Annotated in this window: 24 protein-coding genes and 3 pseudogenes; 9 read left to right on the forward strand and 18 right to left on the reverse strand. The window is 62.5% G+C overall.

Going from position 1 to position 25,136, the window contains the following annotated elements; genetic code table 11:
* The first annotated feature begins 45 nt into the window (after positions 1–45).
* Genes G7066_RS13725 through G7066_RS13735 form a run of 3 tightly spaced genes read left to right on the forward strand, consistent with a single transcriptional unit; the run spans position 46 to position 1,653 of the window.
* Positions 46–639, forward strand: a complete 594-nt coding sequence (locus G7066_RS13725; RefSeq protein WP_166331614.1) for an RNA polymerase sigma factor — start codon at positions 46–48, stop codon at positions 637–639.
* The gene (locus tag G7066_RS13730) at positions 605–1,384 is read left to right on the forward strand and encodes a hypothetical protein (RefSeq protein ID WP_166331615.1); all 780 of its coding nucleotides are present in this window, start codon (positions 605–607) and stop codon (positions 1,382–1,384) included. The genes G7066_RS13725 and G7066_RS13730 overlap by 35 nt, the downstream gene beginning before the upstream one ends.
* Positions 1,375–1,653, forward strand: a complete 279-nt coding sequence (locus G7066_RS13735; RefSeq protein ID WP_166331616.1) for a hypothetical protein — start codon at positions 1,375–1,377, stop codon at positions 1,651–1,653. The genes G7066_RS13730 and G7066_RS13735 overlap by 10 nt, the downstream gene beginning before the upstream one ends.
* A 53-nt stretch (positions 1,654–1,706) precedes the next feature.
* On the opposite strand, the gene G7066_RS13740 is transcribed toward G7066_RS13735, so the two are convergent.
* The 4 genes from G7066_RS13740 to G7066_RS13755 all read right to left on the reverse strand — a co-directional run bounded on the left by G7066_RS13740 (position 1,707) and on the right by G7066_RS13755 (position 5,725).
* Positions 1,707–1,907 (reverse strand): hypothetical protein, encoded by a 201-nt coding sequence (locus G7066_RS13740; RefSeq protein WP_166328086.1) that lies wholly within the window; start codon positions 1,905–1,907, stop codon positions 1,707–1,709.
* Between the two features lie 110 nt (positions 1,908–2,017).
* Positions 2,018–2,500, reverse strand: coding sequence for a MarR family winged helix-turn-helix transcriptional regulator (locus tag G7066_RS13745; protein WP_244303026.1), 483 nt, complete (start codon positions 2,498–2,500; stop codon positions 2,018–2,020).
* Between the two features lie 340 nt (positions 2,501–2,840).
* On the reverse strand, positions 2,841–4,226 hold the full coding sequence (locus tag G7066_RS13750) for an aspartate aminotransferase family protein (RefSeq protein WP_166331617.1): 1,386 nt from the start codon (positions 4,224–4,226) through the stop codon (positions 2,841–2,843).
* 14 nt (positions 4,227–4,240) lie between these two features.
* Positions 4,241–5,725 carry a CoA-acylating methylmalonate-semialdehyde dehydrogenase gene (locus tag G7066_RS13755; protein WP_166331618.1) on the reverse strand — a complete coding sequence of 495 codons (1,485 nt, stop codon included), beginning with the start codon at positions 5,723–5,725 and terminating at the stop codon, positions 4,241–4,243.
* 187 nt (positions 5,726–5,912) lie between these two features.
* On the opposite strand from G7066_RS13755, the gene G7066_RS13760 reads away from it, so the two are divergent.
* A complete protein-coding gene (locus G7066_RS13760) occupies positions 5,913–7,682 on the forward strand; it encodes a PucR family transcriptional regulator (RefSeq protein ID WP_166331619.1) in 1,770 nt (589 codons plus the stop codon).
* On the opposite strand, the pseudogene G7066_RS13765 reads toward G7066_RS13760, so the two are convergent.
* The 3 genes and pseudogenes from G7066_RS13765 to G7066_RS13775 all read right to left on the reverse strand — a co-directional run bounded on the left by G7066_RS13765 (position 7,591) and on the right by G7066_RS13775 (position 9,743).
* A pseudogene (locus tag G7066_RS13765) lies at positions 7,591–8,225 on the reverse strand (Maf family protein). The gene G7066_RS13760 and the pseudogene G7066_RS13765 overlap by 92 nt on opposite strands.
* A gap of 22 nt (positions 8,226–8,247) precedes the next feature.
* Positions 8,248–8,982, reverse strand: a complete 735-nt coding sequence (locus G7066_RS13770; RefSeq protein ID WP_166331620.1) for an ABC transporter permease — start codon at positions 8,980–8,982, stop codon at positions 8,248–8,250.
* On the reverse strand, positions 8,979–9,743 hold the full coding sequence (locus G7066_RS13775; protein ID WP_166331621.1) for an ABC transporter ATP-binding protein: 765 nt from the start codon (positions 9,741–9,743) through the stop codon (positions 8,979–8,981). The genes G7066_RS13770 and G7066_RS13775 overlap by 4 nt, the downstream gene beginning before the upstream one ends.
* A gap of 34 nt (positions 9,744–9,777) precedes the next feature.
* On the opposite strand from G7066_RS13775, the gene G7066_RS13780 reads away from it, so the two are divergent.
* Positions 9,778–11,109 carry a class I SAM-dependent RNA methyltransferase gene (locus tag G7066_RS13780; RefSeq protein ID WP_425280735.1) on the forward strand — a complete coding sequence of 444 codons (1,332 nt, stop codon included), beginning with the start codon at positions 9,778–9,780 and terminating at the stop codon, positions 11,107–11,109.
* Between the two features lie 200 nt (positions 11,110–11,309).
* Here G7066_RS13780 and G7066_RS13785 read toward each other — a convergent pair whose 3' ends face one another.
* The 6 genes and pseudogenes from G7066_RS13785 to G7066_RS13810 all read right to left on the reverse strand — a co-directional run bounded on the left by G7066_RS13785 (position 11,310) and on the right by G7066_RS13810 (position 15,478).
* Positions 11,310–11,792 (reverse strand): hypothetical protein, encoded by a 483-nt coding sequence (locus tag G7066_RS13785; RefSeq protein ID WP_166331623.1) that lies wholly within the window; start codon positions 11,790–11,792, stop codon positions 11,310–11,312.
* Positions 11,789–12,151 (reverse strand): hypothetical protein, encoded by a 363-nt coding sequence (locus tag G7066_RS13790; protein WP_166331624.1) that lies wholly within the window; start codon positions 12,149–12,151, stop codon positions 11,789–11,791. The genes G7066_RS13785 and G7066_RS13790 overlap by 4 nt, the downstream gene beginning before the upstream one ends.
* A 289-nt stretch (positions 12,152–12,440) precedes the next feature.
* Positions 12,441–12,857, reverse strand: coding sequence for a PadR family transcriptional regulator (locus G7066_RS13795; protein ID WP_166331625.1), 417 nt, complete (start codon positions 12,855–12,857; stop codon positions 12,441–12,443).
* Between the two features lie 201 nt (positions 12,858–13,058).
* Positions 13,059–13,451, reverse strand: coding sequence for a cupredoxin domain-containing protein (locus tag G7066_RS13800; RefSeq protein WP_166331626.1), 393 nt, complete (start codon positions 13,449–13,451; stop codon positions 13,059–13,061).
* 91 nt (positions 13,452–13,542) lie between these two features.
* Positions 13,543–14,981, reverse strand: a pseudogene (locus tag G7066_RS13805) (NAD(P)H-quinone dehydrogenase).
* A 41-nt stretch (positions 14,982–15,022) separates the two neighbouring features.
* Complete coding sequence (locus G7066_RS13810; RefSeq protein WP_166331627.1) at positions 15,023–15,478, reverse strand: SIP domain-containing protein; 456 nt, start codon at positions 15,476–15,478, stop codon at positions 15,023–15,025.
* Positions 15,479–15,664: 186 nt separating this feature from the next.
* On the opposite strand from G7066_RS13810, the gene G7066_RS13815 reads away from it, so the two are divergent.
* Both G7066_RS13815 and G7066_RS13820 read left to right on the forward strand, forming a co-directional pair.
* Positions 15,665–15,898, forward strand: a complete 234-nt coding sequence (locus tag G7066_RS13815; protein WP_166331628.1) for a DUF2798 domain-containing protein — start codon at positions 15,665–15,667, stop codon at positions 15,896–15,898.
* A 231-nt stretch (positions 15,899–16,129) separates the two neighbouring features.
* Complete coding sequence (locus G7066_RS13820) at positions 16,130–18,790, forward strand: aminotransferase class I/II-fold pyridoxal phosphate-dependent enzyme (RefSeq protein WP_425280776.1); 2,661 nt, start codon at positions 16,130–16,132, stop codon at positions 18,788–18,790.
* A 93-nt stretch (positions 18,791–18,883) separates the two neighbouring features.
* Here the strand turns inward: G7066_RS13820 and G7066_RS13825 are convergent, their stop codons facing one another.
* The 3 genes from G7066_RS13825 to G7066_RS13835 form a co-directional block, all read right to left on the reverse strand.
* Entirely contained in the window at positions 18,884–19,921 is a 1,038-nt protein-coding gene (locus tag G7066_RS13825; protein ID WP_166331630.1) for a hypothetical protein, read from the reverse strand.
* 263 nt (positions 19,922–20,184) lie between these two features.
* Positions 20,185–20,577 carry a type II toxin-antitoxin system VapC family toxin gene (locus G7066_RS13830; protein WP_166331631.1) on the reverse strand — a complete coding sequence of 131 codons (393 nt, stop codon included), beginning with the start codon at positions 20,575–20,577 and terminating at the stop codon, positions 20,185–20,187.
* On the reverse strand, positions 20,574–20,849 hold the full coding sequence (locus G7066_RS13835) for a hypothetical protein (protein WP_166331632.1): 276 nt from the start codon (positions 20,847–20,849) through the stop codon (positions 20,574–20,576). Before G7066_RS13835 ends, G7066_RS13830 begins: the two co-directional genes overlap by 4 nt.
* A gap of 61 nt (positions 20,850–20,910) precedes the next feature.
* Here G7066_RS13835 and G7066_RS13840 point away from each other — a divergent pair, with 61 nt between their 5' ends.
* On the forward strand, positions 20,911–21,714 hold the full coding sequence (locus G7066_RS13840; RefSeq protein WP_166331633.1) for a purine-nucleoside phosphorylase: 804 nt from the start codon (positions 20,911–20,913) through the stop codon (positions 21,712–21,714).
* Positions 21,715–21,899: 185 nt separating this feature from the next.
* Positions 21,900–23,209, forward strand: a pseudogene (locus G7066_RS13845) (flavin monoamine oxidase family protein).
* Positions 23,210–23,213: 4 nt separating this feature from the next.
* On the opposite strand, the gene G7066_RS13850 reads toward G7066_RS13845, so the two are convergent.
* The gene (locus G7066_RS13850) at positions 23,214–24,824 is read right to left on the reverse strand and encodes an amidohydrolase (RefSeq protein ID WP_166331634.1); all 1,611 of its coding nucleotides are present in this window, start codon (positions 24,822–24,824) and stop codon (positions 23,214–23,216) included.
* Positions 24,825–24,837: 13 nt separating this feature from the next.
* Positions 24,838–25,077, reverse strand: coding sequence for a cupin domain-containing protein (locus G7066_RS13855; RefSeq protein WP_244303027.1), 240 nt, complete (start codon positions 25,075–25,077; stop codon positions 24,838–24,840).
* Between the last annotated feature and the right edge of the window lie 59 nt (positions 25,078–25,136).

Below are 25,136 nucleotides of genomic sequence, written 5' to 3' on the forward strand. Positions count from 1 at the left end.
CCTGACGAATAATGAACTTTTCCGACGCCGCGAGGAATACCTAGTGTGAGCACAGACAGCAGCGTCATTACACGGTCCTTGCAGGAGCCCTCGGCCTTCGGCGAGATTTTTCATCGCCATGCCCCGAGGCTCTATCGGTACGTTTCGCGACGCGCCGGGCCGAGCGTCGCCGACGACGTCATCAGCGAGACATTTATGGTGGCGTTCGAACGGCGGGCCTCTTTCGATCTCAGCCGCGACGACGCAACACCCTGGCTGTTCGGGATCGCCACCAACCTGATGCACAGGCACCGCGTGGCCGAGGCGCGAACACTGCGCATGCTGGAGGAATCAGCGGGTGACACTGACGCTGACGCTGAGGACTCAAGCGAGCGCGGCGATCCTGCCCTCATCTTGGCGGAGCGAGAGGAGTTTCGAGAAACGGCTCGAAACATTCGACTGCTTTCGGTCAAAGATCGCGACACACTGCTGCTGTACGCGTGGGAGGGACTCTCCTACGACGAGATCGCACTGGCACTTGAGGTGCCGGTGGGCACGGTCCGCTCACGACTCAATAGAGCGAGGCGCGCACTGCGCGTTACGCCCGCACCTGAGGAGGGATCACATGAACGACTTCAGTACACTCAAAACCTTGCGTAGCGAGGTACCCACCCCCGGCCCGGATGACCTGGCACCAGCGTTTGCGCGGCTCGAGCAGGCTATGGCGGCTGAGGTAGTTGGCAGTGCGGCTGCTGGTTCGGGATCGCGCAGCGCCAAGCCGCGTCGTAGGCCTTGGAAGCGGCGGCTTGCGTGGATCGCGGGATCGTCGGTCGGGGCTGTCGCGCTTGCTTTCGGGGTGGGGCCTGCCGCCACCGCCTTTACGAACTATCAGACCAACGTAAGGCTGCACGAGATCGCTGGAGTTACCGTTGAGTTCAACGAGGTTATGCCGGGTCCGGGGCAGTATTTATTGTCCACAGTACGATCTGACTCGCGCAACTGCATGTCTGACGATGGGAGTGGAGATGTAACCTTTGATTGCCCACAAAACATCGAGCAGTCCGACGTGTATGTGCCGCATGACCTCGGCGCGGAGTGGGTATTGGTGGCTGAGTCGGGATTCATGAACACTGAAGGCGCTGGCGGCCCAGAACGAATCACCGCTCGTAACGGAGACTTCCACGGAGCTGTGAGCGATGATCCCAATCGCCCGGAAGCGCCCGGTGAGATAATCGCCGAGATTCCCTCGGAAGGTGGGGAGGCTGCCCTGCGATGGATCGATGAGCAGTATTATGGTGGCTCGAACTCCCGGATGAAGACAACTTCTTCCGTATTCAAGGACTGCTGTCGACAGGAATCCTGCCTGCGAAACAGCGCGCGTCGCTCATCGAGGCCATGGCGATGATTCCCGGTGTGACCGGCACACCCAACGTCGCGAATCTTGATGGAGTCAAAGGAACGGCGTTCGGCAGATCAGAGCCAAACCGCGCTGGTGAGTACAACGAGATTATTATCGATCCCACGACGGGTCTGGTGATCGGCGGGCGAACGCTCGCGGGAGAGGGCTACAAAGGAGTAAAAGCGGGTGACCCAGTATTCACATACGCGGTAACCACTCGCGTGGTCGATGCAGCACCAAGTGATGCGGTCTTGAGTCCAATTACGAATCACTGAAATGCTCTGACCCCGTCTTCCCGGCCCCACAACCGTCTCCGGTGTGCAGTTTTCTAACGTATGTTCGTCATGCGGCAGAAAGCTGCACACCGAAGGTGTACTCGCACTGTACCGAGGGCCGCTGTAGAGCGCACCCCCGAGTAGGTCGACGAGGCCACGTTGCACGGTAGGTCAATCGCCTCGATGACGGCCTCGGTGAGGTCGGTGTTGAGCATCCCGAGCAGAACCAGGCACACGGTCAGCGCACCCAGCATCCTGAAGAGCAGGGGTCGCCGCAGTGGTCGGTCTGGGTTCGGTGGTGGTGCTCGTGATGACTCCTTGGTCGTAGTGTGTACGCGTGTGGTTCGGGATCAGCGTGGCGCTGCTACACCTGCTCGCTGAGCTGCAGCATGATTGTGGTCGCGCGCTCAAGCGCCTCGCGATCCTTACCGGAGAACTCCACGAGCAGCGGCGCGATCCTCTCGGCCATTGACTGCCGGTAGTTCTGTAGTGCCGTCTCGCCACCGCTCGTGATGAGCACCAGGGTCGCGCGCCCGTCTTCGGGGTCGCGCTGGCGCTCCAGCCATCCCTCAGCGGTGAGCCGCTGCACGAGCACGGTGATGGTCGGCTGCGCAACTCGCTGCTGTGCCGCCAGATCACTGACGCGTGTTGGCCCCTGCTCGCTCAGGTCGGCGAGCACGCGCCAGGCGACGGAGGAGTAGGCGATGCCGGGCACACGCGCGACCATCCGAGTGAAGCGCGCGGCTGAGCGGATGAGCTCAAGCGCGGTGTCGCCGAGTGCTGTTGCGTCGTCGCTCTGATTGTGTGGATCCTGCACGATACCTCCCGAGGTTTGCGCAAGCAACACTACCGCAATTTACATAGCACTACTATGCAAATGAGTTTCAGCTCTCTCCGACTGATGCACCATCGGCCCAGGTGCTTTCTGATAACCAACGCCACCAGGTGCTGCACAACAGAAATGCCTCACGAGAGGGCAGTTTTACATGATCCGCCACGGACAAAACCTGTAAAATCGCTCTCTCGCGCAGGTTCGCGCCACACACTCGTGCAGATTCTTGCCGCAATACACAACTTTAAGAAGCCCCCGTCATCACCCCAAAGCAGTGCGAGCACAGATGCACCGTATGGGTTTCCATACGGTGCATCTGTGCTCACACCAGGGGTGGAGGGTTACTAAGCCCGACCTACTTTACGTACCCATCAGCCACGTCGAGCGCCGCATCGATGATGTCGAGACCCTTCACCAGATCCTCTTCCGAGATGATCAGCGGGGGCGCGATCTGCAGGCGGTTGCCAGCGGCGAACGGCCACAGGCCAGCGGCCTTGCACGCGGCCACAACTGCGTTGAACGGGGCCGCAGCCTCGCCCGCCGCGTTGAACGGCACGAGCGGTTCGCGGGTCTCGCGATCCAGCACCAGCTCAAGCGCCCAGAACAGGCCCTTGCCGCGGTACTCGCCTACCGAGGGGTGCTTCGCGGCCATCTCGCGCAGACGGGGTTCGACCACCCGCGAACCGAGATCCCGAACGCGCTCGATGATGCGCTCCTCTTCGAAGATGTCGAAGGTCGCAACACCGGCGGCGCACGCGAGGGGGTGGCCCGAATAGGTCAGTCCACCCGGGAACACGCGGTTCTCGAACGCCTGGTGGATCGCTTCGGAGATAACAACGCCACCGAGCGGCACGTAACCTGAGTTGACGCCCTTCGCGAAGGTCACGAGGTCAGGCGCAACGTCAAAGCCCTGGTAAGCGAACCACTCACCGGTGCGGCCAAAGCCGACCATGACCTCGTCACAGATCATGAGGATGCCGTACTTATCGCACAGCGCGCGCACGCCGGGCAGGTAGCCGGGCGGCGGTACGAGCACACCGTTGGTGCCGGTGACCGTCTCGAGCACGATCGCAGCGATGGTGCTGGCACCCTCAAGCTGGATCTGCTCTTCGAGGTGCTTCAGTGCTCGTTCGGCTTCCTCTTCAGGAGTCGAGGCCCAGAACGCACTGCGGTAGGCGTACGGTCCGAAGAAGTGCACAACCTCGCCGTCGATGACGTCATTCGCCCAGCGACGCGGTTCACCGGTCATGGTGATCGCGGTCGCCGTCGAGCCGTGGTACGAGCGGTAACGCGACATGATCTTGCGCTTGCCGCTCGACTGGCGGGCGAGGCGCACCGCGTACTCAATCGCCTCGGCGCCGCCGTTTGTGAAAAACACCGAGCGGGCACCCTCGAAGGAGTGCTCGACGATGCGCTTGGCGAGTTCACCGCGCACGTCGTTTGCCATGGCGGGCTGGATGGTCGCCATGCGCGCGGCCTGATCCTGAATCGCCTTCACGAGCCCCGGGTGCTGGTGACCCAGGTTCAGATTGACGAGCTGCGACGAGAAGTCGAGGTACTCGGTGCCGTCGTAGTCCCAGAACCGTACGCCTTCACCGCGAGCGATGGGCAGCGGATTGATCTGACCCTGCGCCGACCACGAGTGGAAGACGTACTGGCGGTCGTTTGCGCGCACCTCGCGCTGGGCGTCGGTGTCGCCGAAGGACTGCTCGGCACCATTGAGATCTGTGTAATCAGCCATTGAATACTCCTCGCTTAGCTGTTGCTGGGGAAGCCGAGGTCAACCTTCGACTGGTCGGGGTTCGGCCAGCGCGTCGTAATGACCTTGCTGCGGGTGTAGAAGTGAACCGACTCGGGTCCGTAGATGTGGGAATCGCCGAAGAGCGAGTCCTTCCAGCCACCGAACGAGAAGGATCCAACGGGCACGGGGATCGGCACGTTGATGCCGACCATACCAGCCTCAACCTCGAACTCGAACTGGCGGGCGAGGCCACCGTCGCGGGTGAAGATCGCGGTACCGTTGCCGAACTGGTGCTCGTTGATGAGGGTCACGCCCTCCTCGTAGGTGTCGACGCGCACGATCGCGAGCACGGGCCCGAAGATCTCCTCGCGATACACCTTGCTGTCGGTCTTGACGTGGTCAATCAGTGAGACGCCGGTGAAGAAGCCGTTGCCCTCGAACTTAGTCTCGCGGCCGTCGACAACCACGACGCCACCCTCGGCCGCAGCGCCAGCCACGTACGACTCAACGCGATCCCGAGCCTCGGCAGTGATGAGCGGGCCCATCTCCGAGGAGGGATCGGTGCCGTCACCGATCTTGAGATCCTTCATGCGATCCGCGATTTTGCCAACGAGCTCGTCGCCAACGCCACCGACAGCGACGACCACCGAGACAGCCATGCAGCGCTCGCCGGCCGAGCCGTAGGCTGCCGAAACAGCAGCGTCAGCGGCCATGTTGAGATCGGCGTCGGGCATCACGATCATGTGGTTCTTTGCACCACCGAGAGCCTGCACGCGCTTGCCGTTTGCCGCCGCGCGCTCGTAGATGTAGCGGGCGATCGGGGTGGATCCAACGAAGCTCACTGCCTTCACCGTCGGGCTGTCGAGCAGCGTGTCGACGGCGACCTTGTCACCGTTCACGACGTTGAGCACACCGTCGGGCAGCCCGGCCTCGCGGAACAGATCCGCAATGAAGATGGAGGCCGAGGGGTCGCGCTCGGAGGGCTTCAGCACCACGGTGTTGCCGCAGGCAATCGCGCTGGCGATCATCCAGAGCGGCACCATCACCGGGAAGTTAAAGGGGGTGATCGCCGCAACAACACCCACGGGCTGCTTGACCGAGTGCACGTCAACGCCGGTCGAGACCTGCTCGTCGCGCTCACCCTTCAGCAGGTGCAGCAGACCGGAGGCGAACTCAACGTTCTCAAGGCCACGCGCGATCTCGCCAGCTGCGTCAGAGAGCACCTTGCCGTGCTCGCTCGTCACAATCGCGGCAAGCTCAGGCGTGCGCTGCTTCAGCAGCTGACGCAGGTTGAAGAACACATCCGCACGCTTAGTGAGACTCGTCTTGCGCCACATCGGCAGGGCCGCTGCAGCCGCCGCGATCGCCTGCTCGACGGTTGCCGCCGAGGCAATGCCCAGTTCGTGCTGCTGTTCGCCAGTCGCCGGGTTGTACACCGGCTGGTAGCGCTCACCAGCGTCAATCTTCTGGCCACCAATAACGTGGGGGATGCGTGCCATTCGGTTCGCCCTCTTTCTGCTTTCGGTCAATGTGTTTGGGATCACTGGATCCCAGCGTTATAAGTGTGCCATTGCCGTTGGGGATCGCCTGCCGCCAAATCATCGGCACTTTTGCAAAGTGCCGTACAATCTGTATGAATTCTGAAGTTCACGGCCCGCGTGGTCGCGTTGACCAGACGGGGGATCCATGCCAGACCACACGACAGAGTCCGCGGGGCTCAGCGTTGCCGCCGTGCTCGAACTGCCGGAGGTACTCGCGGGGCAGCCCGAATTGATCACGGGGTCTGCCGCTTTGGATCGCCTCGTGCGGTGGGCGCACGTGGTCGCTGGCACCGGGGCTGCGGCTTTTCTTGACGGTGGCGAACTGCTCCTGACAACGGGGGCAGGCTGGCCAACCGATTCCGAGTTGCTTGCCGCGGTTACAGATACACTGACGGGAACCGAGCCAGCGGCTGTGATGCTCGAACTCGGCACCCACCTAGCCGAGGTGCCCCCAGAACTCGTGCGCAGCTGCGAGGCGAGTGGTGTGCCCCTCATTGCACTTCACCACGAGGTTCGTTTCGTGCAGATCACGCAGCGCATTCATCAGCGTATTCTCGCGACCCAGACCGAGGCACTGCAGGCGCGCGCCGGAGTGCACGCCATGCTCACTGAGCTCGGCCTCAATCGCAGCCCCGTTGACTACGTGATCGAGCGGCTCGCGGCGACGCTCGAAGCTCCCGTGGTGCTCGAGGATTCCGCGCAGCGCGTCGTCGCCTGGGCCGCGGGTGGTTCGCAGCCGCCAGACCCCGAGCGAATTCTGGATCGTTGGTCGTCAGCGGCGAGCCTCGCGGCAACCTTGCCCGCCGGATGGGCGCGAGTACCGGTCGAGGCCCGGGGCACCCGCTGGGGACACCTCACTGCGCTACCTGGATCACCGCACCCCGCGGGACGGCAGACAGTTCTCGAACTGGGAGCCTTCGCGCTCGCCCTCGGTAGGCTCGCAGACACGGGCGAGGATCAATGGCTTCAACTCAGCTCAAAACAGCTCTTTGGCCAGTTGCTCGGTGGGCGCTTCCGCAGCGATACCGAACTCGCGGTGCAGCTCGTGGCCGGTGGGCTTCCCGTTGCCGGGCGACGCCTACTCGGAGCCACCCTTCGAGGCTCTGGTGACTTCGGAGCGCACGAGAGCCTCGAGCGAGCGATTCTTGAGACAGCGCTCAGGCGAGCGGTATCTCCAGAGGGATCTGCGATCCTTACCCCGGATATTGACGCACCCCGCGAGGGAACACTGCTCGCGCTCCTTTCTTTTCCTGTGAACGATCCGCGAAGCACCTCGTCCGAGCGCGCCGAGCGCGTACCCGCTCTCGCCGAGCGATTCTCGCACGAACTCGGGATGCTGCTGCCTGACACGACACCTTCCGTTTGGAGAGCACAGCTCAGTCTTGGGCTGTCCGGCAAACGGATCGGGGAACTGATTGCGTCTCTGGAGCGTGTGCGGGCAGCAGGGTCTTTACCCACGACTGCCACAATCGGGCGAGTTATCGTGCAGCAGGCTGAGCGGCAACCGCTCGCGTACCTGGTGCGCGGACTCGCGGCGACCCCAGCGGTGCAGGAATTTGCGGCGGACATACTTGGCCCCCTCGTTGCCCACGACCGCGAGAGCGGACCCGGGCACAGCGGTGATCTGCTGAGGGTTCTCGACGCCTACCTCGCGCACCCCACAAATCGCTCGCTCGCCGCCCAACAGGCGCGACTGTCGCGGTCCGTGTTCTACCAGCGCATCGCCCTCATCGAGGACTTACTTGGTGTGGATCTCGCCAGCGGCGAGACAATCGCCACGCTCACCGTGGCGTTGCTGGCGCGGGGTGACCAGGGGCCCAGAATCACACGGACCACAGCGCCGGATAGTCATGACCCAGCTCCCGCACAAGCTGACGCAGTTTCGGCAGTGAAAGCCCAATCACGCAGCTCGTAGAGCCCTCAATGCGCTCAATGAAGGCTCCGGCCAGGCCATCGATCGCGAAGCCTCCGGCCAGCTCAAGCGGCTCGCCCGTCGCCACGTACGCCTCAAGCTCGGTGTCTTGCAGGTCGGCAGACAACGTCACCTTCGCGGTGTCGACGCCACCAACGGCGCCGCGCACCTCGCCACGCGTATGGTCGATCAGCCAGTGACCCGAGTGCAGCACCCCCGTATTACCGCGGTGCCGTTTCGAGCGTTCGAGCGCCACTTCGGGCAGGTGCGGCTTGCCGAGAATCTCACCCCGAGCAGAAACATCGAGTCGCCACCCAGCACAAGCCCGTCAATCTCGCCGCCGTGCCTGCGCACCACGTCTTCGGCCTTGAGCCGCCCCAGATACTCCGTCAACTCTGGCGCAGAGAGGGCCCGCCCTAACTCGGCCTCGCGCGCTGCCAAAGCTGCGTCCTCATCTACCTCAGGCGAGAAACAGATCGGTTCGATTCCAGCCCCGCGCAATACAGAGAGTCGAGCGGGCGAGGTCGAGGCGAGGTACAGACGCATGCGCCGATTCTATGGCAGAAATCTAGGGCGACCGTCGCCGCAGGGTTGCCGCAGCGAGTACCATTGCGACCACCGTCACTGAAGCAATAATAATCAGCGGGCGCCCGAGGTCCCACCCCTCAGTACCATCGGTCACGGCTGTCACCGCGTCAATTACATAACTCAACGGCAGCCAGTTTGAGATGGCGTGCAGCACGTCGGGCATCTGGTCGCGCGGCATAAACAGTCCGCCCAGAATAATTTGGGGGAACACAACGATCGGCATAAACTGCACAGCCTGAAACTCGGTCCGCGCGAACGCGCTCGCAAGCAGCCCCAGCGCGGTGCCAAGAAGTGCGTCGAGCACGGCGACCGCACCCAATTGCCATACTGGGCCGGTTACCTGAAGCCCACACACAACCACCGCGAACGTCACGGTAATAATCGCCTGCACTGTCGCCGCCAGCCCGAACGCGATCCCGTATCCCACAATGAAATCGCCCTTGCCAAGTGGCGTCGACATCAACCGTTCGAGTGTGCCAGACCGCCGCTCACGCAGCGTCGTGACCGAGGTAATGATGAACATCAAAATGAAGGGGAAGAGAGCAAGGATCGGCCCGCCAAACTGATCAAAGGTGCCTTCTTGATCGCTAAACAGCCACGCAAACAGACCCACTAACAAACTCGGCGCAAGTAGCAAAAGCGCAATGGAGCGAGGATCATGCGAAAGTTGCCTCAGCACACGTCCAGCGACAGCAAGAGTGCGTTTCGGGCTCACTGTGCCACCTCCCCTGCATGGCGTGGGCGACCCGAGGGTGAATGGCCCGTTCCTGCCCCGGCGATCACGGCAAGAAAGGCCGCCTCGGGATCGCGCTCGCCGGTCGACTCCAGCAGATCCGTCGGCGTAGTGTCGGCGACAATCTGGCCCTCGCGCAGCAGGAGCAAGCGATCGCAGCGCAGCGCTTCTTCCATCACATGACTACTCACGATCAAAGTCGCCCCCACGCTCGCGAGCTTTCGAAACAGCGCCCAGAGTTCGGCCCGGAGCACCGGGTCCAACCCCACAGTCGGCTCGTCAAGCACGATGAGTTCCGGTGATCCCAATAGAGCAGCCGCCAGCGACACCCGGTTGCGCTGTCCACCGCTCAGAGCCTCAACGCGCTGTTTGGCTTGATCGCGCAGCCCAACGAGATCGATCACGCGATCCTCGTCGCCCTTTGGTGCACCGAGTGCCCGCGCGAAGAACGCGAGGTTCTGCCGCACCGAGAGATCGTCGTAGACGGAGGCCGCCTGCGTCGCGTAGGCGACCCGGGTGCGCAGCGAGCGTGATCCCGCGACCTCACCCAGCACGCGCAGCTCACCCTGCGCTCCGGACTGCACACCAACGATCGCGCGAAGCAGCGTGGTTTTGCCACAGCCAGAGGGCCCCAGCATTCCTGTCACCTCACCACGCGGGATCTCAAACCCGATGCCATCAAACACAGTCTTGCGCCCGCGCCGCACCTTGAGATCTCGCACGAGAACCGCTGCTTGTTCCATGTTCTGATCCTAGACCCGCAAAAGCAATGGGAGAATGGTCAGCATGTCTGAAACCCGCACCACCGCGCCCCTTACCATCGGTGACGAAATTGAACTCGAAGTCACCGGAATCGCCCACGGCGGCGTGTGCGTCGCGCGGCACGACGGGCGCGTGGTGTTCGTGGCAGATGCCATCCCCGGCGAACGCGTGCTTGCACGCGTGACTGAGGCCCGCAAGAAGTCGTTTGCGCGGGCCGCCGTGGTCGAAGTGCTTGATGCGTCTCCGGATCGTCGCCCACACGTGTGGACCGAGGCAGCTGTTGAGCGCACGCCCGAGGAACGCGCGGGCGGTGCAGAGTTCGGGCACATCGCTCTTGAACGCCAGCGCTCGCTCAAGGCCGAGGTGCTTGCCGAAGCCATGAAGCGCTTCGGCGGGGTTGAACTCGCGAGCGAAGAGGGCGAGGATCTTGCGGATGCGCTCGCAGACCTCGTCGAACCGGCACCCGGTGACGATGAGACCAACGGGCTCGGCTACCGCACCCGTGTGCGCCTGCACGTCGATGCAGAGACCGGCGCGGTCGGCCCCTACGCCGCTCGCAGCCGTCGCGTTGTGCCAGTTGCGTCGCTGCCACTCGCGAGCGAGGGCATCAATCAGATCGCTCCACTCACAGACAGCATCATCGACGTTGCAACCGTCGACCTCATCGATCCTGCTGCCGATGATCCCCGCATGCTCCTCGGGCTCCCCGGCGAAAAGAAACGCGCTGGTGCCGACGACGTAGTGCGTGAGCTGGTCGAGGATCGTGGCTTCCTCGTGCGCGCAGGCGGATTCTGGCAGGTGCACCGCGAGGCTCCCACAGTGCTCTTCACCGCCGTGCGCGACGCTGTTCAAGATCTCATCGACGCAGAACGCTTCGATGCAACGGCGAGCAATCTCGACCTCTATGGTGGTGTCGGGCTTCTTGCTGCAGCGATGGCCGAGGCCGCTGGCCCCACGATTCGCGTTACGACCGTCGAGTCAGATGCCGGTGCCACCGATGACGCTGCCGAGAACCTCGCCGAGCTCGTGGGCGCACTCGCCGTCACCGCACGAGTGGATCGCCACCTGGCAGACTTGTTGAAGGCGACAGCACCTGTTCGAGATCGCATGCGCCGTGGCACCGTGGTGCTCGATCCGCCACGATCCGGTGCTGGCGGCGACGTCACTGCCCAACTGATCGAGCTGTCACCGGCGAACATCGTCTACGTGGCCTGCGATCCTGTGGCTCTCGCCCGCGACACGCGCACCCTGCGCGACGCTGGTTACGAACTCACGGGACTGCGCGCCTTCGATATCTTCCCGCACACCCACCACTTTGAGACTGTGGCGGTGTTTGAGCGGGGGTAAGCCGTCCCGCTGCTCGACGGCCTTGCTCGATCCGGCCCGGCCAGACCCGCGGTACAGATCACACCAAACCTACGAGTGGGCCACTTTCCCGATGCCATACAGTCCAGGAACGTGGCCCATTCGCAGGTTTCATGTGCTCTGCTCAGAGATTCAAACCGCTAAGCCCCTACGACGACGGCGACTTCGAAGACTCGGTCCCGTCAGCTTGCACGGCCTGCTTCTCGAGTGGTGCCAGCGGGTAGACGGTGATCCTTCCTCGGTGGCGCGGTCGGCTTCGCCTTCGAAAAATCCACGACCCCGTTGGGCCCATTCGATTGATCAATAGCATCAGCTGGAAGCGTTCTGAGGGGAAACACGTTCCATGCATACTGGCCACCGTTAGTTGGTCGTGGTGCCAGCAGCAATTGGTCACCTACATAACTGGGCACGTTGTCTGCGGTCGAGTTCTTTGTAGGATCCATCACCGTCACAACTGGTCGCCCATCCTGGTCAAACAACTGAACGTCCTGCAGCAAATTCCCGTCTGCATCAAATGCGAATAGGTTGCTCGCAAGTTGACCGTTCACCCACATCCCGGGAACACCATTCCCCGGGGCTTCTGCGTTTGTATTCCAGCCACCATTATCCTCTATGGCGTTTTGGTACCCCTGGTCATAACTGCCACCACCCAGCTGAGGGATCACGGTGGGGCGATGACGAGCGCGATCACAAACAGGACCGCACTACCAATCGAGCGCAGCTGGGGTAACCACCGCCACGGCATCCACTTGCCGCGCCCCCACTGCACACTCACCAAGGTGATAGTTATCAGAGCAACCCAGTCGAGAGGACCGTCTGGAAAGATGTCATAGAAATCGACGGAGTAAGGGCCGGGAACGAAGGTCCCCAGTATCTTAAACGTCAACCACGCACGCACCACCCACCAGATGGGCTGCAGCGCAAGCACAACATCCAACAACCCTGACAGCTTTGGCTTCGATCGGATTGCTCCAACGGCCGCGTCGCGCGTCGCACTCAGACGGCCTGCCAACACATCAAGCACTGAAGGCTGCTTCTCACCAGATTTGCCAATAACCGTCCCAGCTGCCGGCAACCCTGCGGCCTCACGAAGCTCTGCGGCGTAGGCGTCCGCATCGCCTTCGTGGGGCAGCGTCGCCCCTGGGTTTGAGTCCGCTGCCTGTTCAGCGAGCGAAGCTTCCAGCCCTCAGTGAGCTCAACGACATCACTCTCAGGGAGATCCCGCAGCGCGGCACGCACGCGATCGGCGAAGGCTTGAATTGATTCTTCAGTTGCACCGGCGGCAGTGCTGGTGCTGTTCTGGGTTTTGGTTGTCATTTTGTGGCTCCGGTCAGACTGGGGTTGGCTGAGTGGTCGGTTGCTGGAATGGGATCGAATTGCAGTTCAGTATCCGCGAGAGTTTTGGGGCGATCCACTCCGTTGAGCAACGATGAGAGCGAGCGACTAAACGCAGCCCAATCGAGGCGCTGTGCAGCGAGCACCTCGTGTCCTTGCGGGGTAATCGCGTAGTACTTGCGGTTTGGTCCGCCGTCGGAGGCAACAACATAGGTCGAGAGTGACCCTGCCGAGAAGAGCCGCCGGAGCGTTCCATACACCGAGGCGTCACCGACATGATCGAGACCGGCGGCGCGCAAACGGCGCACAACGTCATAGCCGTAACCGTCTTCCTGACTGATCACCGCGAGAACTGCGGCATCAAGCACTCCCTTAAGAAGTTGCGTGGTATCCAAATTAACCCCTGTTCCGCACACCACACTACTACGGATTGCGCAGTAGTGTGCAATCTGCAAGATTGTCTTCCGCCTCAGCTATCTTCGGAAAGCAGAATCCGCCCGACTTTGTGCACTTAAGACCGGGTTTTAAGCGCACAAAGTCGGGCGGATTCGGAGGGGTGGGTGGGAGTTGAGTAAGGGCGTTCAGGAACCGCCCGGCTACTTCACCTTCACGTTGCCGACCATCTCGGGGTGAATCGAGCAGATGTAGCGAAAATCACCCTCGTCCTTGAACACGTGCGTGTAGCTGCCGTCATAGACGAGCTCACTCACAAAACTGCCGTCGTCAGAGACCACGTCGTGCTGATTCGTGCCCTCGAAGACCCAGCGAACGGCCTGGCCTTTTTCGATCTCCACGTCAGCCGGCTCAAACTTGTTGTCGATCGCGCGCACCGTAACGACGGGCTTTGCACTGTCGTCAGACGGCACAGGTTCGGGCTTGCCCGAGGCGCACCCTGATAGGCCCAGAACCAAGCCCAGCACCATGACTCCTGCGATCCCGCCGCGGATCCCGCGCTTTGAAGCCGTGCGCACTCGTTCGCTCAACATCATTTGTTCCTCTTCTCTCGCGGCCAACATACCCTTGGGGCACACCAGTTTCACTCGACCGCTTGAGACGGTCGACCCCACCCGTTCCCACGCTCTAGTGCTGGTGCAGCGCTCGCGCCGCATCAGTAATCGCGCCAGTCATTGACGGGTAGACCGCAAACGCCGACGCAACCTGGTCGACGGTCAGCCGGTGCTCAACGGCGAGCGCTAGCGGAAAAATGAGTTCACTCGCGCGGTGCGCAACAATCACGCCGCCGATCACGGTGCCGGAGGCCTTCCAAGCAAACAGTTTCACGAAACCATCGGTGAACCCGATCATCTTCGCGCGCGGGTTCAAGCTGAGCGGGATCGTGTGCTCGATCGCCTGCGCCACGTCGCGAGCCTCTGCAAGACTGCGGGCGTTCCACCCGACCGTCGCGATCTCGGGGTACGTAAAGACGTTAGCTGCAACGTTGCGCAGGTCGATCGGTCGCACGAAATCGCCCAGCGCGTGCATTATCGCGGTACGCCCCTGCATCGCAGCAACCGAAGCGAGCGGATAGAAGTCCGTGCAGTCACCTGCCGCATAAATCGAGGGGATCGCCGTGCGGGCCACCTTATTCACGCGAATGTGGCCGCTTTCGGTGAGCTGCACACCGGCTTCTTCAAGCCCAAGGTTGGCCGTGTTCGGGATCGACCCCACCGCCATGAGACAGTGCGAACCTTCGACGGTTCGGCCATCTTCAAGTGCAACAATGACCCCATTCTCCGTGCGGGTGACCGACTCGGCGCGGGACTTCGACATCACGTTCATGCCGAGCCGCGCAAATTCACGCTCAATAACAGCGGCGGCGTCGGGATCCTCGCCCGGCAGCACCTGATCACGACTCGACACGAGTGTCACCTCTGCACCGAGGGTGCGGTAGGCATTGGCGAATTCCGCCCCGGTCACTCCCGAGCCCACCACAACGAGATGCTCTGGAATTGCGGGCAGATCGTATAGCTGTTTCCAGTTCAGGATCCGCTCACCATCGGGTTTTGCCGAGTCGAGTTCGCGAGGGCTCGCGCCCACAGCCAGCACTATCGTGTCGGCCTCGATGCGATCGAAGTCGGTGCCACCGGATCCGGCGGAGGTCGAAACGAGCACGGCACCGACACCGTCAAGCCGCCCCTCGCCTTGTACAACGTGCACACCGGCAGCTTCGAGGCTCTGCAGCATGTCGTGCGACTGCGCACCGGCCATCGCGAGCAGACGCTTATTGACCGCTGCAAGGTTGACCGCAATCTCGGGGCGCACGGGCTTTCCGTCTCCCCGGGAACAAAGGCTTGCACGCCGAGCCGTCCGGAATCACGGACCGCCTGCACGGCGCCCGCCGTGCCAATCAGGCTCTTCGAGGGCACCACATCGGTGAGCACCGCTGCTCCGCCAACACCGGCCCGCTCGATCAGCGTGACATCTGCTCCTTGCTGTGCACCAGCGAGAGCCGCCTCGTAGCCACCAGGGCCACCTCCGAGCACAACGATCCGATGCTTGCGTTCATACGACTTGGCCATGACTACAAGCTTACGCTGGCCACGACTCAGCTAGCGTCCGCTTAATCAGAAGAACCGAAGCAGTCCCGCACACAGTTCGGGTCACAGAATCGGGGCAGCCGCTTCTTCAACCGACGGTCGAAACTATGCCAATAGCCCTGCATGACAGCATTTTCGCGAGCCCCCGTCCAGAGGTGGAAGTTGCGGTCCACACCGCTGTCAGGCCATAACCACTCGTCGAACCAGGCGTCGACGGCTGTTTCCAGCGCAACACCAGGGTCCCCGCCTCCTACAAACAACCACGTTGCAGCGACGTTTACAGGTAGCGGCAGTGGCTCAATCTGGGCGCGATCACTGACCTCAACAAAAACCTGCCCATAGGCGGTGTCGGGCAACAGCTGCAACCACTCACGAATCTCGTCGAGATCGGCCGCGTCTCCGGCGGCCAGCACGCAATCAATCCCGTCGGGGTCGACGACCGAGGTGATCTCTGAGCCGTCTGATTCGAATGCCTGCACGCCACTATTTTAGGGCATCCTAAGTTACATCGGGTGAACTCTCGGCGTTCGATCAGTATCGCAGGGTCACGCGGGGAATACCCCGCACCCTCAGGCGTTCGTTCATGATGCAGGTAGCACCCGCGAGGACCAGCGGGCCATACGACACGAGCCGCCGATCCCGCTTCAAAACCCATAGGACCAACCGTGAACAAATCTGTGTACCAACTTCTGCACGCCCTGATCGTGTCGATCATCATCTCTGTGCCGCTGACCCTCGTCATGCTCGCCGTGAATGTGGGCTTCGATAATCCCGAGTTCGGCACGATCTACCTTCGCAGTTTCTTGATCGCCGTCGCCGTTGCCACCCCTGTGTCGCTGTTCGCGGGCCCGCTTGGAGCGAAGATACTCACGAAAGCAGCCCCTCCGACTCAGTCGTAAATCGCAACGTACCCGACCCGGCATTTGAAACGACGTATGATCGACAATCAGAACTCAACGCAACACCAATAAACGCCGATGTTGGAAGGACTGTCGTCAATGACGAGGATCGACTCCGCTCACGAAACACTTACAGAGGAATTTCGGGGCACCGGTTCGATTTCCGACAGCATCCCGGAACCTCGCGCGACGCAAGCCGACTCAGGCAGTGTACTTGAGCGCGATCCCGGCATGCCATCGAGCACCTGGCGTCTCCGCAGCGATGCTTGGGAGTACCTGCGATTCGGCGTGAAGCGTCTCGCACTCGGCAACGACGACACCGACACGCTCACCCCAGATAGCGAGATCTACCGCTCACTGCGCTCGCTTGAGACCATCGAGATGTACTGGGCAGGCTTCGGCCAGCGATACGTGACTGGGATTACAGACCTGCTCGAAGCAGGCGACTACGTCACCGCGCTCGACCGCATTGGACGGGTCGTCAACCGGCTGCGCGGCGACACGGTGCCCGAGGAGCCTCGCGAAGAATTCATCGATGAACTCGATCGTCTCGAGACCAGCGGCGACGGCGATCCCCGCACCCGCTTCGAGGTGCTCGTCATCGACGAGACCACCGCTGCTGACCGCGACACGATGCGCGCGGAAGCGCTGCGCCTGCGCAATCCGGCCGATGACTTTATCTACGAGTACGTCATCGTGCCCTCTGCCGACGACGCCGTTGCCGCCGTTCTCACCAATCCCAACATTCTCGCCTGCGTCGTGCGCCCGGGCTTCAGCGACCGCACCCGACAGAGCCTCAGCAAAGACCTCAAAGAGGCCATCGGTCTCGCCCGCACAGATTCAGAGAACACCAACACGATTGCACCGGCTCGCAGTTCGCTCGCCTCCGTGCAGCGGGTGCTCGGGATCGCCGATACACTCGCCGCGATCCGCCCCGAACTCGACCTGTATCTCATGGCAGGCGCACACATCGAAGAGCTTGCCGGGGCACTGACCCGCCGCTTCCGTCGTGTGTTCAGGCGCGAGGATCAACTGGAGCTTCACCTCACGCTGCTTCGACGCGTCTCGCACCTCTACGACACCCCGTTTTTCAGCGCGATTCAGGATCACGCGCGGCGCCCCGTCGGGGTCTTCCATGCACTGCCAGTGGCGCGTGGTGGATCAGTCGTATCGTCCAAGTGGATCAAGGATCTTGAGACGTTCTACGGTTTGAACCTGCTGCTCGCCGAAACCTCGGCGACCTCGGGCGGTCTCGATTCGCTACTCGCGCCGGTCGGCACCATCAAGAAGGCTCAGGATCTTGCCGCGCGTGCATACGGTGCGAAACACACGTTCTTCGTAACGAACGGCACCTCAACAGCCAACAAGATCGTGCACCAGGCGCTCGTCGCCCCGAACGATGTGGTGATGGTGGATCGTAACTGCCACAAATCACACCACCACGCCGTCATGTTGACAGGCGCAAGGCCTGCCTACCTCGAGGCATACCCGCTGAACGATTTTGCGTTCTACGGTGCCGTGCCGATCAGTCGGATCAAGCAGATGCTGCTCGACTACCGCGCTGCGGGCCGCCTCGATGAGGTACGCATGATCACGCTGACCAACTGCACGTTTGACGGCATAGTTTACGATCCCGAGCGTGTGATGGCCGAGTGCCTCGCGATCAAGCCCGACCTTGTCTTTCTCTGGGACGAAGCCTGGTTTGCGTTTGCCGCGTTCCACCCGGTCACTCGCCGCCGCACCGCGATGTCGGCAGCAAAGCGCCTGGAAGAGCGCCTCAAGTCCGGGACCCACGCGGCGGCCTACCGCGCTCAGCAGTCACGGCTCTTCGGAGCGGACGGCGATCCCGCCCCCGACGCAGCCTGGTTGAACGAGCGACTGATCCCCTCGCCTGATGCTCGGATTCGTGTGTATGCAACGCAGTCGACGCACAAGACGCTGACGGCATTGCGTCAGGGATCAATGATCCACGTCTACGACCAAGATTGGGTGCGCGAGGCGGAAGAGTCCTTCCACGAGGCGTACATGACACACACCTCGACCTCACCGAACTACCAGATCCTCTCGTCCCTCGACATTGGCCGCCGCCAGGTGGAGCTTGAGGGCTTCGAACTCGTGCAAAGGCAGCTCGATCTCGCCACGAGCCTTGCCCAGGCGATCGCGCGCCACCCGCTGCTGCGTCGCACGTTTAGGGTTTTGACCGCGCACGACCTCGTGCCCGCCGAGCACCGCGGGGTCGGCCGCCCCATGCCGTTGCGTGACGGCCTCACGAGCATGTGGCAGGCGTGGGCACACGACGAGTTCGTGGTGGACCCCTCGCGTATCACCATCGAGATCAGTCGCACTGGCGTCGACGGCGACACCTTCAAGCACGAGCACCTGATGGATCGCTATGGCATCCAGGTCAACAAAACGAGCCGCAACACGGTGCTGTTTATGACCAATATCGGCACCTCGCGCAGTGCGGTCGCGTACCTCATCGAGGTGCTCGTCAAGCTCGCCGATCGTTTTGAAGAGGAGCAGGCGCAGCGTGATCCCGAGCTGCCGTTTGAGTCTTCTGTGGAGTCTCCACCCCTACCCGATTTCAGCGCGTTTGCGCCCGGCTACGCGACCGATGCCTCCCTGCCCGACGGGGATCTGCGGGCGGCGTTCTTCAATGGACAGCGTCGCGGCACCGTCGAGCATGTCTCACCCGAGGTGCTGCGCGAGCGCGTGCGGGCTGGCGAGAAGCCTATCTCTGCCGGATTCGTGACCCCCTACCCACCCGGATTCCCGGTGCTGGTTCCTGGCCAGGTCATTACATCCGAGGTGCTCGACTTTATGGCTGTGCTCGACACGAGAGAGATCCACGGCTTCGATGCCCGCCGCGGGTACCGGGTGCTGCGGGGTTAGTTGGGAGGGGTGCCGGCACCGGCCTTGCCCTTGCCGCTTCGGCGCACTCGCACTCGCACTCGCCCCACGCACCCGGTATTGCCGAATGCACCCCTAGGTACCGCGATCTTTGGGTGCACTGGGCAACGAGGGGTGCGTGGATAGGCTGGAGACGGGTCTACGGCGAACAGGGATCGCGATCCCAAACGAGATAAGTCTGTCGCGAAACACACCCCGCGTGCGTAAGTGGGGCATGCCCCAACGGATCATTCGATAGCTCGTCACACCTCGGATCCAGTCTTCCCGCTGTTTCTCTTCGATAACGAGTTGGTTCGCGGTTTTCCCGCGTGTCATTTCGGGGTCCGTGTACTTCACAACCCCGTCAACCTCACCGAAGACACCAAGACCAAACAACTCAAAATCGACCCTGTAGGGCCGCCCACCGTATGGTGAGCGCACAGCCACCTGTGTCGCCACATCAAACCCGAAGTCTTCCAAGTACAGTCTGCTCACGCTTTCAGCCACCGACTCTGCGCTGCCATTGGCCCGCGCGAGAACTGTTCGGGCCGCCGCGTTCCCGCGCATACCTTTCACTTTTGAGACATGCTGCTGCGCCGCTCGGAGCCAGTCACGTTGTCGTTGCATACTCTTGCCGTCCCGACGCAGCGCCGCATCCATACTTCCAAGGCCAACTTCCAGTGAAGCAACCCTGGCAACATCCACTGCCGTCCGCATCAGTGAGGTACACAGGAACGGGCCGATTTGAATCAGGTCATCCGCTTCGAGCCGCCCTATATGGCGAACAATTTTGCCTTTGCTGTTCACCCGCGGCCCCTGCAATGCCGTCATGTGCAGTGGTTCATCTCGAAATTGGAACAGTGGAAGACGATGCAGAATCGCTGCTGAGTGATGGGAAAACACTGGCGGTTTTTCGGCTCGGGCAAGCGCCGCAAGCATTTGTATCAGGTGACGAATTTCGGAGGTCGTTTGGCGCCAGTATTCTGCGTCGACATAGCTGTCGCGCGACACTCTTCGCAGAAGGCCATCGGCCAGTGCACGTTCAACGCCTCGCCGGTTCAGGCCGGACGCCCGCAGCTGGCCGTAAGTTCGCAGTTGCGCCTGGGCCTCGGAGATCACTCGGGTTGAAAGCATCTACCCATCGTCTCTGAGAAGCATCCGTCTGGGGCCGATATATGGGCATTGTGAATAACTCGGTGACTTTGCCGTTAACTCTCCGTCTGTGAACGAAGGATCGGACCGCCGGCAGGCAGGAGTCCGTGCACCCAATACCGCCGTGAGCACCCCTTGTGCACCCTGAATATCGGGTGCACTCGACAGCAAAGGGTGCACGGCTACATAGCTGCCCTGGAAAAATTAGGTCAGGGCAGCACAGGGCAGGTGGGAGCGAAGAGCGCTCACACCGCAGACAGCAGCAGTGACAGGCCAAAACGCGCTGCAGCGTTACTGAGCGCGTCGTCGAAGGTCACAAGTTGCGAGCCCGTGGCGATCGCGGCATCAAGCACGCAACAGTCGGGCATTTTCAGACCGGTTGCCGCTCGAATCTCCGCGAGACGAAGCCCCGACCCCTCCGTCGGTACCCACTCTTCGATGCCCATCGCGGCAAGCTCGCGCGCCTTGAAATCTGCTAACCCACGTCGCGCGGGCCCCAACAGCACCTCGGCTTTCGTGAGAGGGTGCAATAGTAGATCGTCACTTAAATGGGCCATGAAAAACTCACGCGCACGCAGGTGGTGTACATCATTCGTGTTTCCGAGCGCAATCAGCACACTCGCGTCGAGCACGATCACTCAGGCCAATCCTCTCGAAGCTGCTCAAGGTAGTCCGCCCCGTAGGTGTCGCTCAGGCTCCCAGCGAAGGCCTCCAGGGCCGCCTCGCGACGCTTCGCTGCACCGCTCTGCCTCTGCTGACGCTCCTCTTCGATCGAGTGCGCGCCCCTCAGTAGCAGCTGCCTCACACGCTCAGAGTTTCGCAGATCGGGCCAGGTCATTCGAGCAACCTCAAGCGCCCGAGCGACCTCGGGCGTCTCGGTCACTTGAAATCTCGGCAACGTGGTGGGCATGTGGAAAGTGTACCACCAAGAGATCAGGTGCAACACCCCGCAAGCACCCTAAACTATCCGCATGACTGAAACGCAGGATCCGCACGCCCTCGCCCAGCAGGCCGCCGACACGATCGCAGAGTTGACCGGGGTGGAGCGGCACGACATCGCACTGACCCTCGGAAGCGGTTGGGGTAAAGCTGCCGACATGATCGGCGAGACCGTCGCCGTCGTGCCCGCCGAGCAGGTGCCCGGGTTTCACACGTCCGGGGTGCCCGGTCACTCGGGAACCTTGCGTTCGATCCGCCTTGAGAGCGGCAAACACGCCCTCATTATCGGGGCGCGCACCCACCTCTACGAGGGCAAGGGTGTGCGGGCCGTGGTGCACGGCGTGCGCACGGCGGCCGCGGCAGGGGCAAGCATCATGATCCTCACCAACGGCGCGGGCGGTGTGGATCCCGCTTTCCGCGCTGGCGAGGCCGTACTCATCAGTGATCACCTCAACCTCACCGCGACGTCGCCACTAGAGGGTGCCAACTTCACCGATCTCACCGATCTGTACACACCGCGCCTGCGCGACATTGCACGCACCACCGAGCCCGCACTGCAGGAGGGTATCTACGTGCAGTTGCCGGGTCCGCACTACGAAACTCCGGCAGAGATCCACTACCTGCGAACCATTGGTGGTCAGATCGTCGGCATGTCGACCACCCTTGAGGCCATCGCCGCACGCGAGGCCGGGATGGAGATTCTGGGATTCTCCCTCATCACCAACCCCGCCGCGGGCATGGGCGACCCGCTCAGCCACGAGGAGGTGCTCGCAGAGGGCCGCGCCGCGGAGCCGCGTCTTGCGGATTTGCTGAGCCGGGTAGTCCGACGCCTCTAATACCTCCGGTTCCCATGTCACGAATGTGCACGATCGGCAGCTTCAATACACGGGCACGGGAGGCCCAGCAGCCTCATACGGAAATATGACGATGATCCCTTAAGTACCGACGTTTCGCGATATTTTTGGAGCCGCCGAGCCGTTACGCTCGGGAACACACCCACCCGCATTCCCAAAGGAGAGAAATGCAGTCTGTTGATGTCGTCGTCATCGGTGCCGGATTCGCCGGGCTCATTGCCGCCCGTGAACTCGGTCAGGCCGGACTGAACGTGCTCACGCTGGAAGCGCGGGATCGCGTTGGCGGTCGCACCTGGACCGACCACCGCCTCGGGCACGACCTCGAAATGGGCGCGAACTGGGTGCACTGGGTGCAGCCGCACGTCTGGGCCGAGATGACACGGTATCAGCGCGAGATCGTGCGCAGTCCGCAGACTGAAGAGGTGTACTGGCGCGGATCCGACGGCGCGCAGAAGAGCGGCACGCTAGAAGCATTCATGGCGCTCATCGACGAGGGGCAGCAGTTGCTCATCGACGATGTGCGCTCGGCTATTCCGCGCGGCTCCGATCCGACGCAGGGGGAGATCCAGCAGCTTGACCGGCTCAGCGTGCAGGATCGCTTCGACACCCTGGGTCTCAGCCAGGAGGCCCGCAATGCCAACGAGTCCGTGTGGGTCGGTCACTTGAATGCGCCCCTCGATCAGGTCGGAATCTCGAGCGCGCTCCGCTGGGTTGCCGCGACGGGCGGGCACTGGCAGCTGATGCATGAGGCCTCCGCAACCTACCGCATCGTCGATGGCATGGGCGGGCTCACGGCGCTGATTGCGGCGGATGTGCCCGGCGAAATTCGTCTGAGCACCACCGTCGTGTCGGTGGCTCAGAACGATGATGGTGCGCTCGTGGAAACCGCTGACGGCGAGCAGATTCAGGCTCGCAAGGTGGTGAACACACTCCCGGTGAACGCGTCGGCGGGGATCAGTTTCACCCCCGAGCTGCCCGAGGTGTGGCGGCGACAGCGTGCCGAAACCGTGGCGTCCCAGGGCACAAAGGTGTGGCTGCGGGCCGAGGGGCACGTGACCCGCTTCTCCGCCTACGGCAGCCAGCAGGATCCCTTCTCCGTTCTCAAGGCCGAGTTCCACTGCACCGACGAAGACGGCAACGACTACACGATTCTCGTTGGCTTTGGTGGTGACCACACACGGGTTGATCTCGAAGACCTCACGGGCATTCAGGCCGCGGTGGATCGCGTGCGCCCCGGACTCACCATCACCGAGGTCGCGGCCCACGACTGGATGACGGACCCCTCGCCCGCACCACCTGGATGACGCACCGCCCTGGCCAACTCACCCGAGACCTGGCCGAACTACAGCAGCCACAGGGAGCCGTGCACTTCTCGACCACCGACAATGCCAACCTTTGGGGTGGCTTCATCGACGGCGCGATCGAGAGTGGTCTGCGCGAGGCGTGCAGGGTTATCGAAGAACTCCGCCAGCGTTAATCGATCAACCCTCGAAAACTACCCGCCCATCAACCACGGTGAGGCGAATCGGCACCTCGGGCAACTCGTCGGCGCTTGCCACGACAGGATCGGCACCCCACACGGTCAGATCCGCAACCGCACCAACAGCAAGCACCCCGCGATCGGAATGCCCACGAGCCTGTGCTGGCCACAGCGTGTAGGCGAGCAGAGCTTCTTCGCCCGTGAGCCGCTGCTCGGGTTCGAACACGTGCGCCTCTGCATCACCGGGGGTGTGCCGTCCGCGCGCCCACGCCATGCCGAGCCGAGGATCGTATTGCGCCACGGGCCAGTCAGATCCGAGCGTTACCCGCACACCAGCATCAATCACACTCCGCACGCGGTAACCGGTTGCATCGCGCCCTTCGCCGAGCCGCACGGCCCAGTTATCGCTGTTGTCGGCAGCTCGCCACTGCATGTGCAGGGGCTGCATCGATGCGGTGATGCCTGATCCTCGTAGCGCCTCAACGTCTTGATCAGCGAGCACTTCGAGGTGCTCGATCGAGTGGAACGGCAGTCCGTCTCGCGCAGGCAACCCGGCATACACCTCAAGCACGCGGCTCACCGCGTAGTCGCCAACCGCGTGCGTCGCGATCAGCATGCCAGCGTCGTGGTAGGCGCGAACGACCTCACCGTAACGATTCCAGTCGGGCCAAAAGGCCGCCCTGCCGTCTCCGCAGGCGTCAGCCGTGTGCAGCCAAGCGGTACCGGTGTCGATCACTCCGTCGCTGAACAGCTTGATCGCGCCGGTCTGCCACAGACGACCGCGGCGATCCTTGTTCGCTATGACGCGGGCGACCGCGGCGTCATCATCGCCAACGGCGTGCCAGTGGTGCACGGTGACGCGGTGGTCAAGCTCGCCACGCTCTTCGAGTTCAGCAAGCAGTTCGACCGTGCGGTCCTTACCGTCCATGATTGCACCGCCGGTGAGTCCGGTCGCTGCGAGAGTGCGGAACATATCGCGCAGCAGTTCGCGCTCTTCTTCGGAGCCCGGGGCTGGTGCCGCGTCGAACACCAGTTGATAGGCGCTGGGTTCGCGCAGTTCACCTGTGGGCATGCCTGCAGCATCGACAACAATCTCGCTGGCGTCGGCGAAGTCGCGCACCCCGGTGATACCCGCTGCGGCGAGCGCGGGGGCGGTCGCGAGACCCGTGTGCAGGTCGTAGCAGATGAGCGCGACCGGACGCCCTGGCGCAGCGTCTTCGAGCAGCGATCCCAACAGACCGGTCTCTTCGAAGGGTTCGTACTCGAGGTTCCAACCGCGCACCCAGGCGCCCTCGGGCAGGCGTGTGTGCTCAGCGGCAATCGCGTCTCGAATCTGGCCGAGGGTCTCCAGCCCGCCCAAGTCAATACCACGGGTAATCTCTGAGGCCCAGTGCGGGTGGGTGTGCGAATCAAACAGGCCCGGGGTCACGGTTGCACCGGCTGCATCGCGGCTCGGGATCCCCGCAGTCTCAGCAGCTGCACCCACCTCGGCATCACTGCCGATCAACACAATCTTGCCGTCACGGACGAGGATCGCTGTTGCCCCCGCGTGGTCAGTGGTGTTGGTGCGCAGGTTCGCGCCGACAAGCGCGATGTTTCCGCCGTGAACCATGTTGTGTGTTCCCCTAGTCGTTGATGATTGTGTAGTGCTTGCGCAGTGGCTCGTGGACCCGCCACACACCCTTCCACCCCGAGGGTGTCACGAAGACGTCGCCGGGACCAAACTCCTCGGGGTCTTGCCCCTCCACCTCAAGCGTGACTCGACCCGAGAGGATCGTGCAGACCTCGGAATAGCCGATGCGCTCGGCACCGAAAGACCCTGGGCTGCACTCCCACAGGCCGGTGTTGATGCGGTCGTTCCCCACAATGGCAGACTGGCCTCGGTGAGATTGCCTTCAATGGAGGTCGCCTTCGGAGAGTGTTC

It is taken from the genome of Leucobacter coleopterorum, from assembly GCF_011382985.1.
In the GTDB taxonomy this organism is placed as follows: Bacteria; Actinomycetota; Actinomycetes; order Actinomycetales; family Microbacteriaceae; genus Leucobacter; species Leucobacter coleopterorum.

Coding starts and splice junctions, on each gene's coding strand:
- G7066_RS13730 (WP_166331615.1), top strand. CDS start 605: ATGAACGACTTCAGTACACTCAAAACCTTGCGTAGCGAGGTACCCACC.
- G7066_RS13735 (WP_166331616.1), top strand. CDS start 1,375: ATGGCGATGATTCCCGGTGTGACCGGCACACCCAACGTCGCGAATCTT.
- G7066_RS13740 (WP_166328086.1), bottom strand. CDS start 1,907: ATGCTGGGTGCGCTGACCGTGTGCCTGGTTCTGCTCGGGATGCTCAAC.
- G7066_RS13750 (WP_166331617.1), bottom strand. CDS start 4,226: ATGGCTGATTACACAGATCTCAATGGTGCCGAGCAGTCCTTCGGCGAC.
- G7066_RS13755 (WP_166331618.1), bottom strand. CDS start 5,725: ATGGCACGCATCCCCCACGTTATTGGTGGCCAGAAGATTGACGCTGGT.
- G7066_RS13760 (WP_166331619.1), top strand. CDS start 5,913: ATGCCAGACCACACGACAGAGTCCGCGGGGCTCAGCGTTGCCGCCGTG.
- G7066_RS13775 (WP_166331621.1), bottom strand. CDS start 9,743: ATGGAACAAGCAGCGGTTCTCGTGCGAGATCTCAAGGTGCGGCGCGGG.
- G7066_RS13780 (WP_425280735.1), top strand. CDS start 9,778: ATGGTCAGCATGTCTGAAACCCGCACCACCGCGCCCCTTACCATCGGT.
- G7066_RS13800 (WP_166331626.1), bottom strand. CDS start 13,451: ATGATGTTGAGCGAACGAGTGCGCACGGCTTCAAAGCGCGGGATCCGC.
- G7066_RS13820 (WP_425280776.1), top strand. CDS start 16,130: ATGCCATCGAGCACCTGGCGTCTCCGCAGCGATGCTTGGGAGTACCTG.
- G7066_RS13825 (WP_166331630.1), bottom strand. CDS start 19,921: ATGCTTTCAACCCGAGTGATCTCCGAGGCCCAGGCGCAACTGCGAACT.
- G7066_RS13835 (WP_166331632.1), bottom strand. CDS start 20,849: ATGCCCACCACGTTGCCGAGATTTCAAGTGACCGAGACGCCCGAGGTC.
- G7066_RS13840 (WP_166331633.1), top strand. CDS start 20,911: ATGACTGAAACGCAGGATCCGCACGCCCTCGCCCAGCAGGCCGCCGAC.
- G7066_RS13850 (WP_166331634.1), bottom strand. CDS start 24,824: ATGGTTCACGGCGGAAACATCGCGCTTGTCGGCGCGAACCTGCGCACC.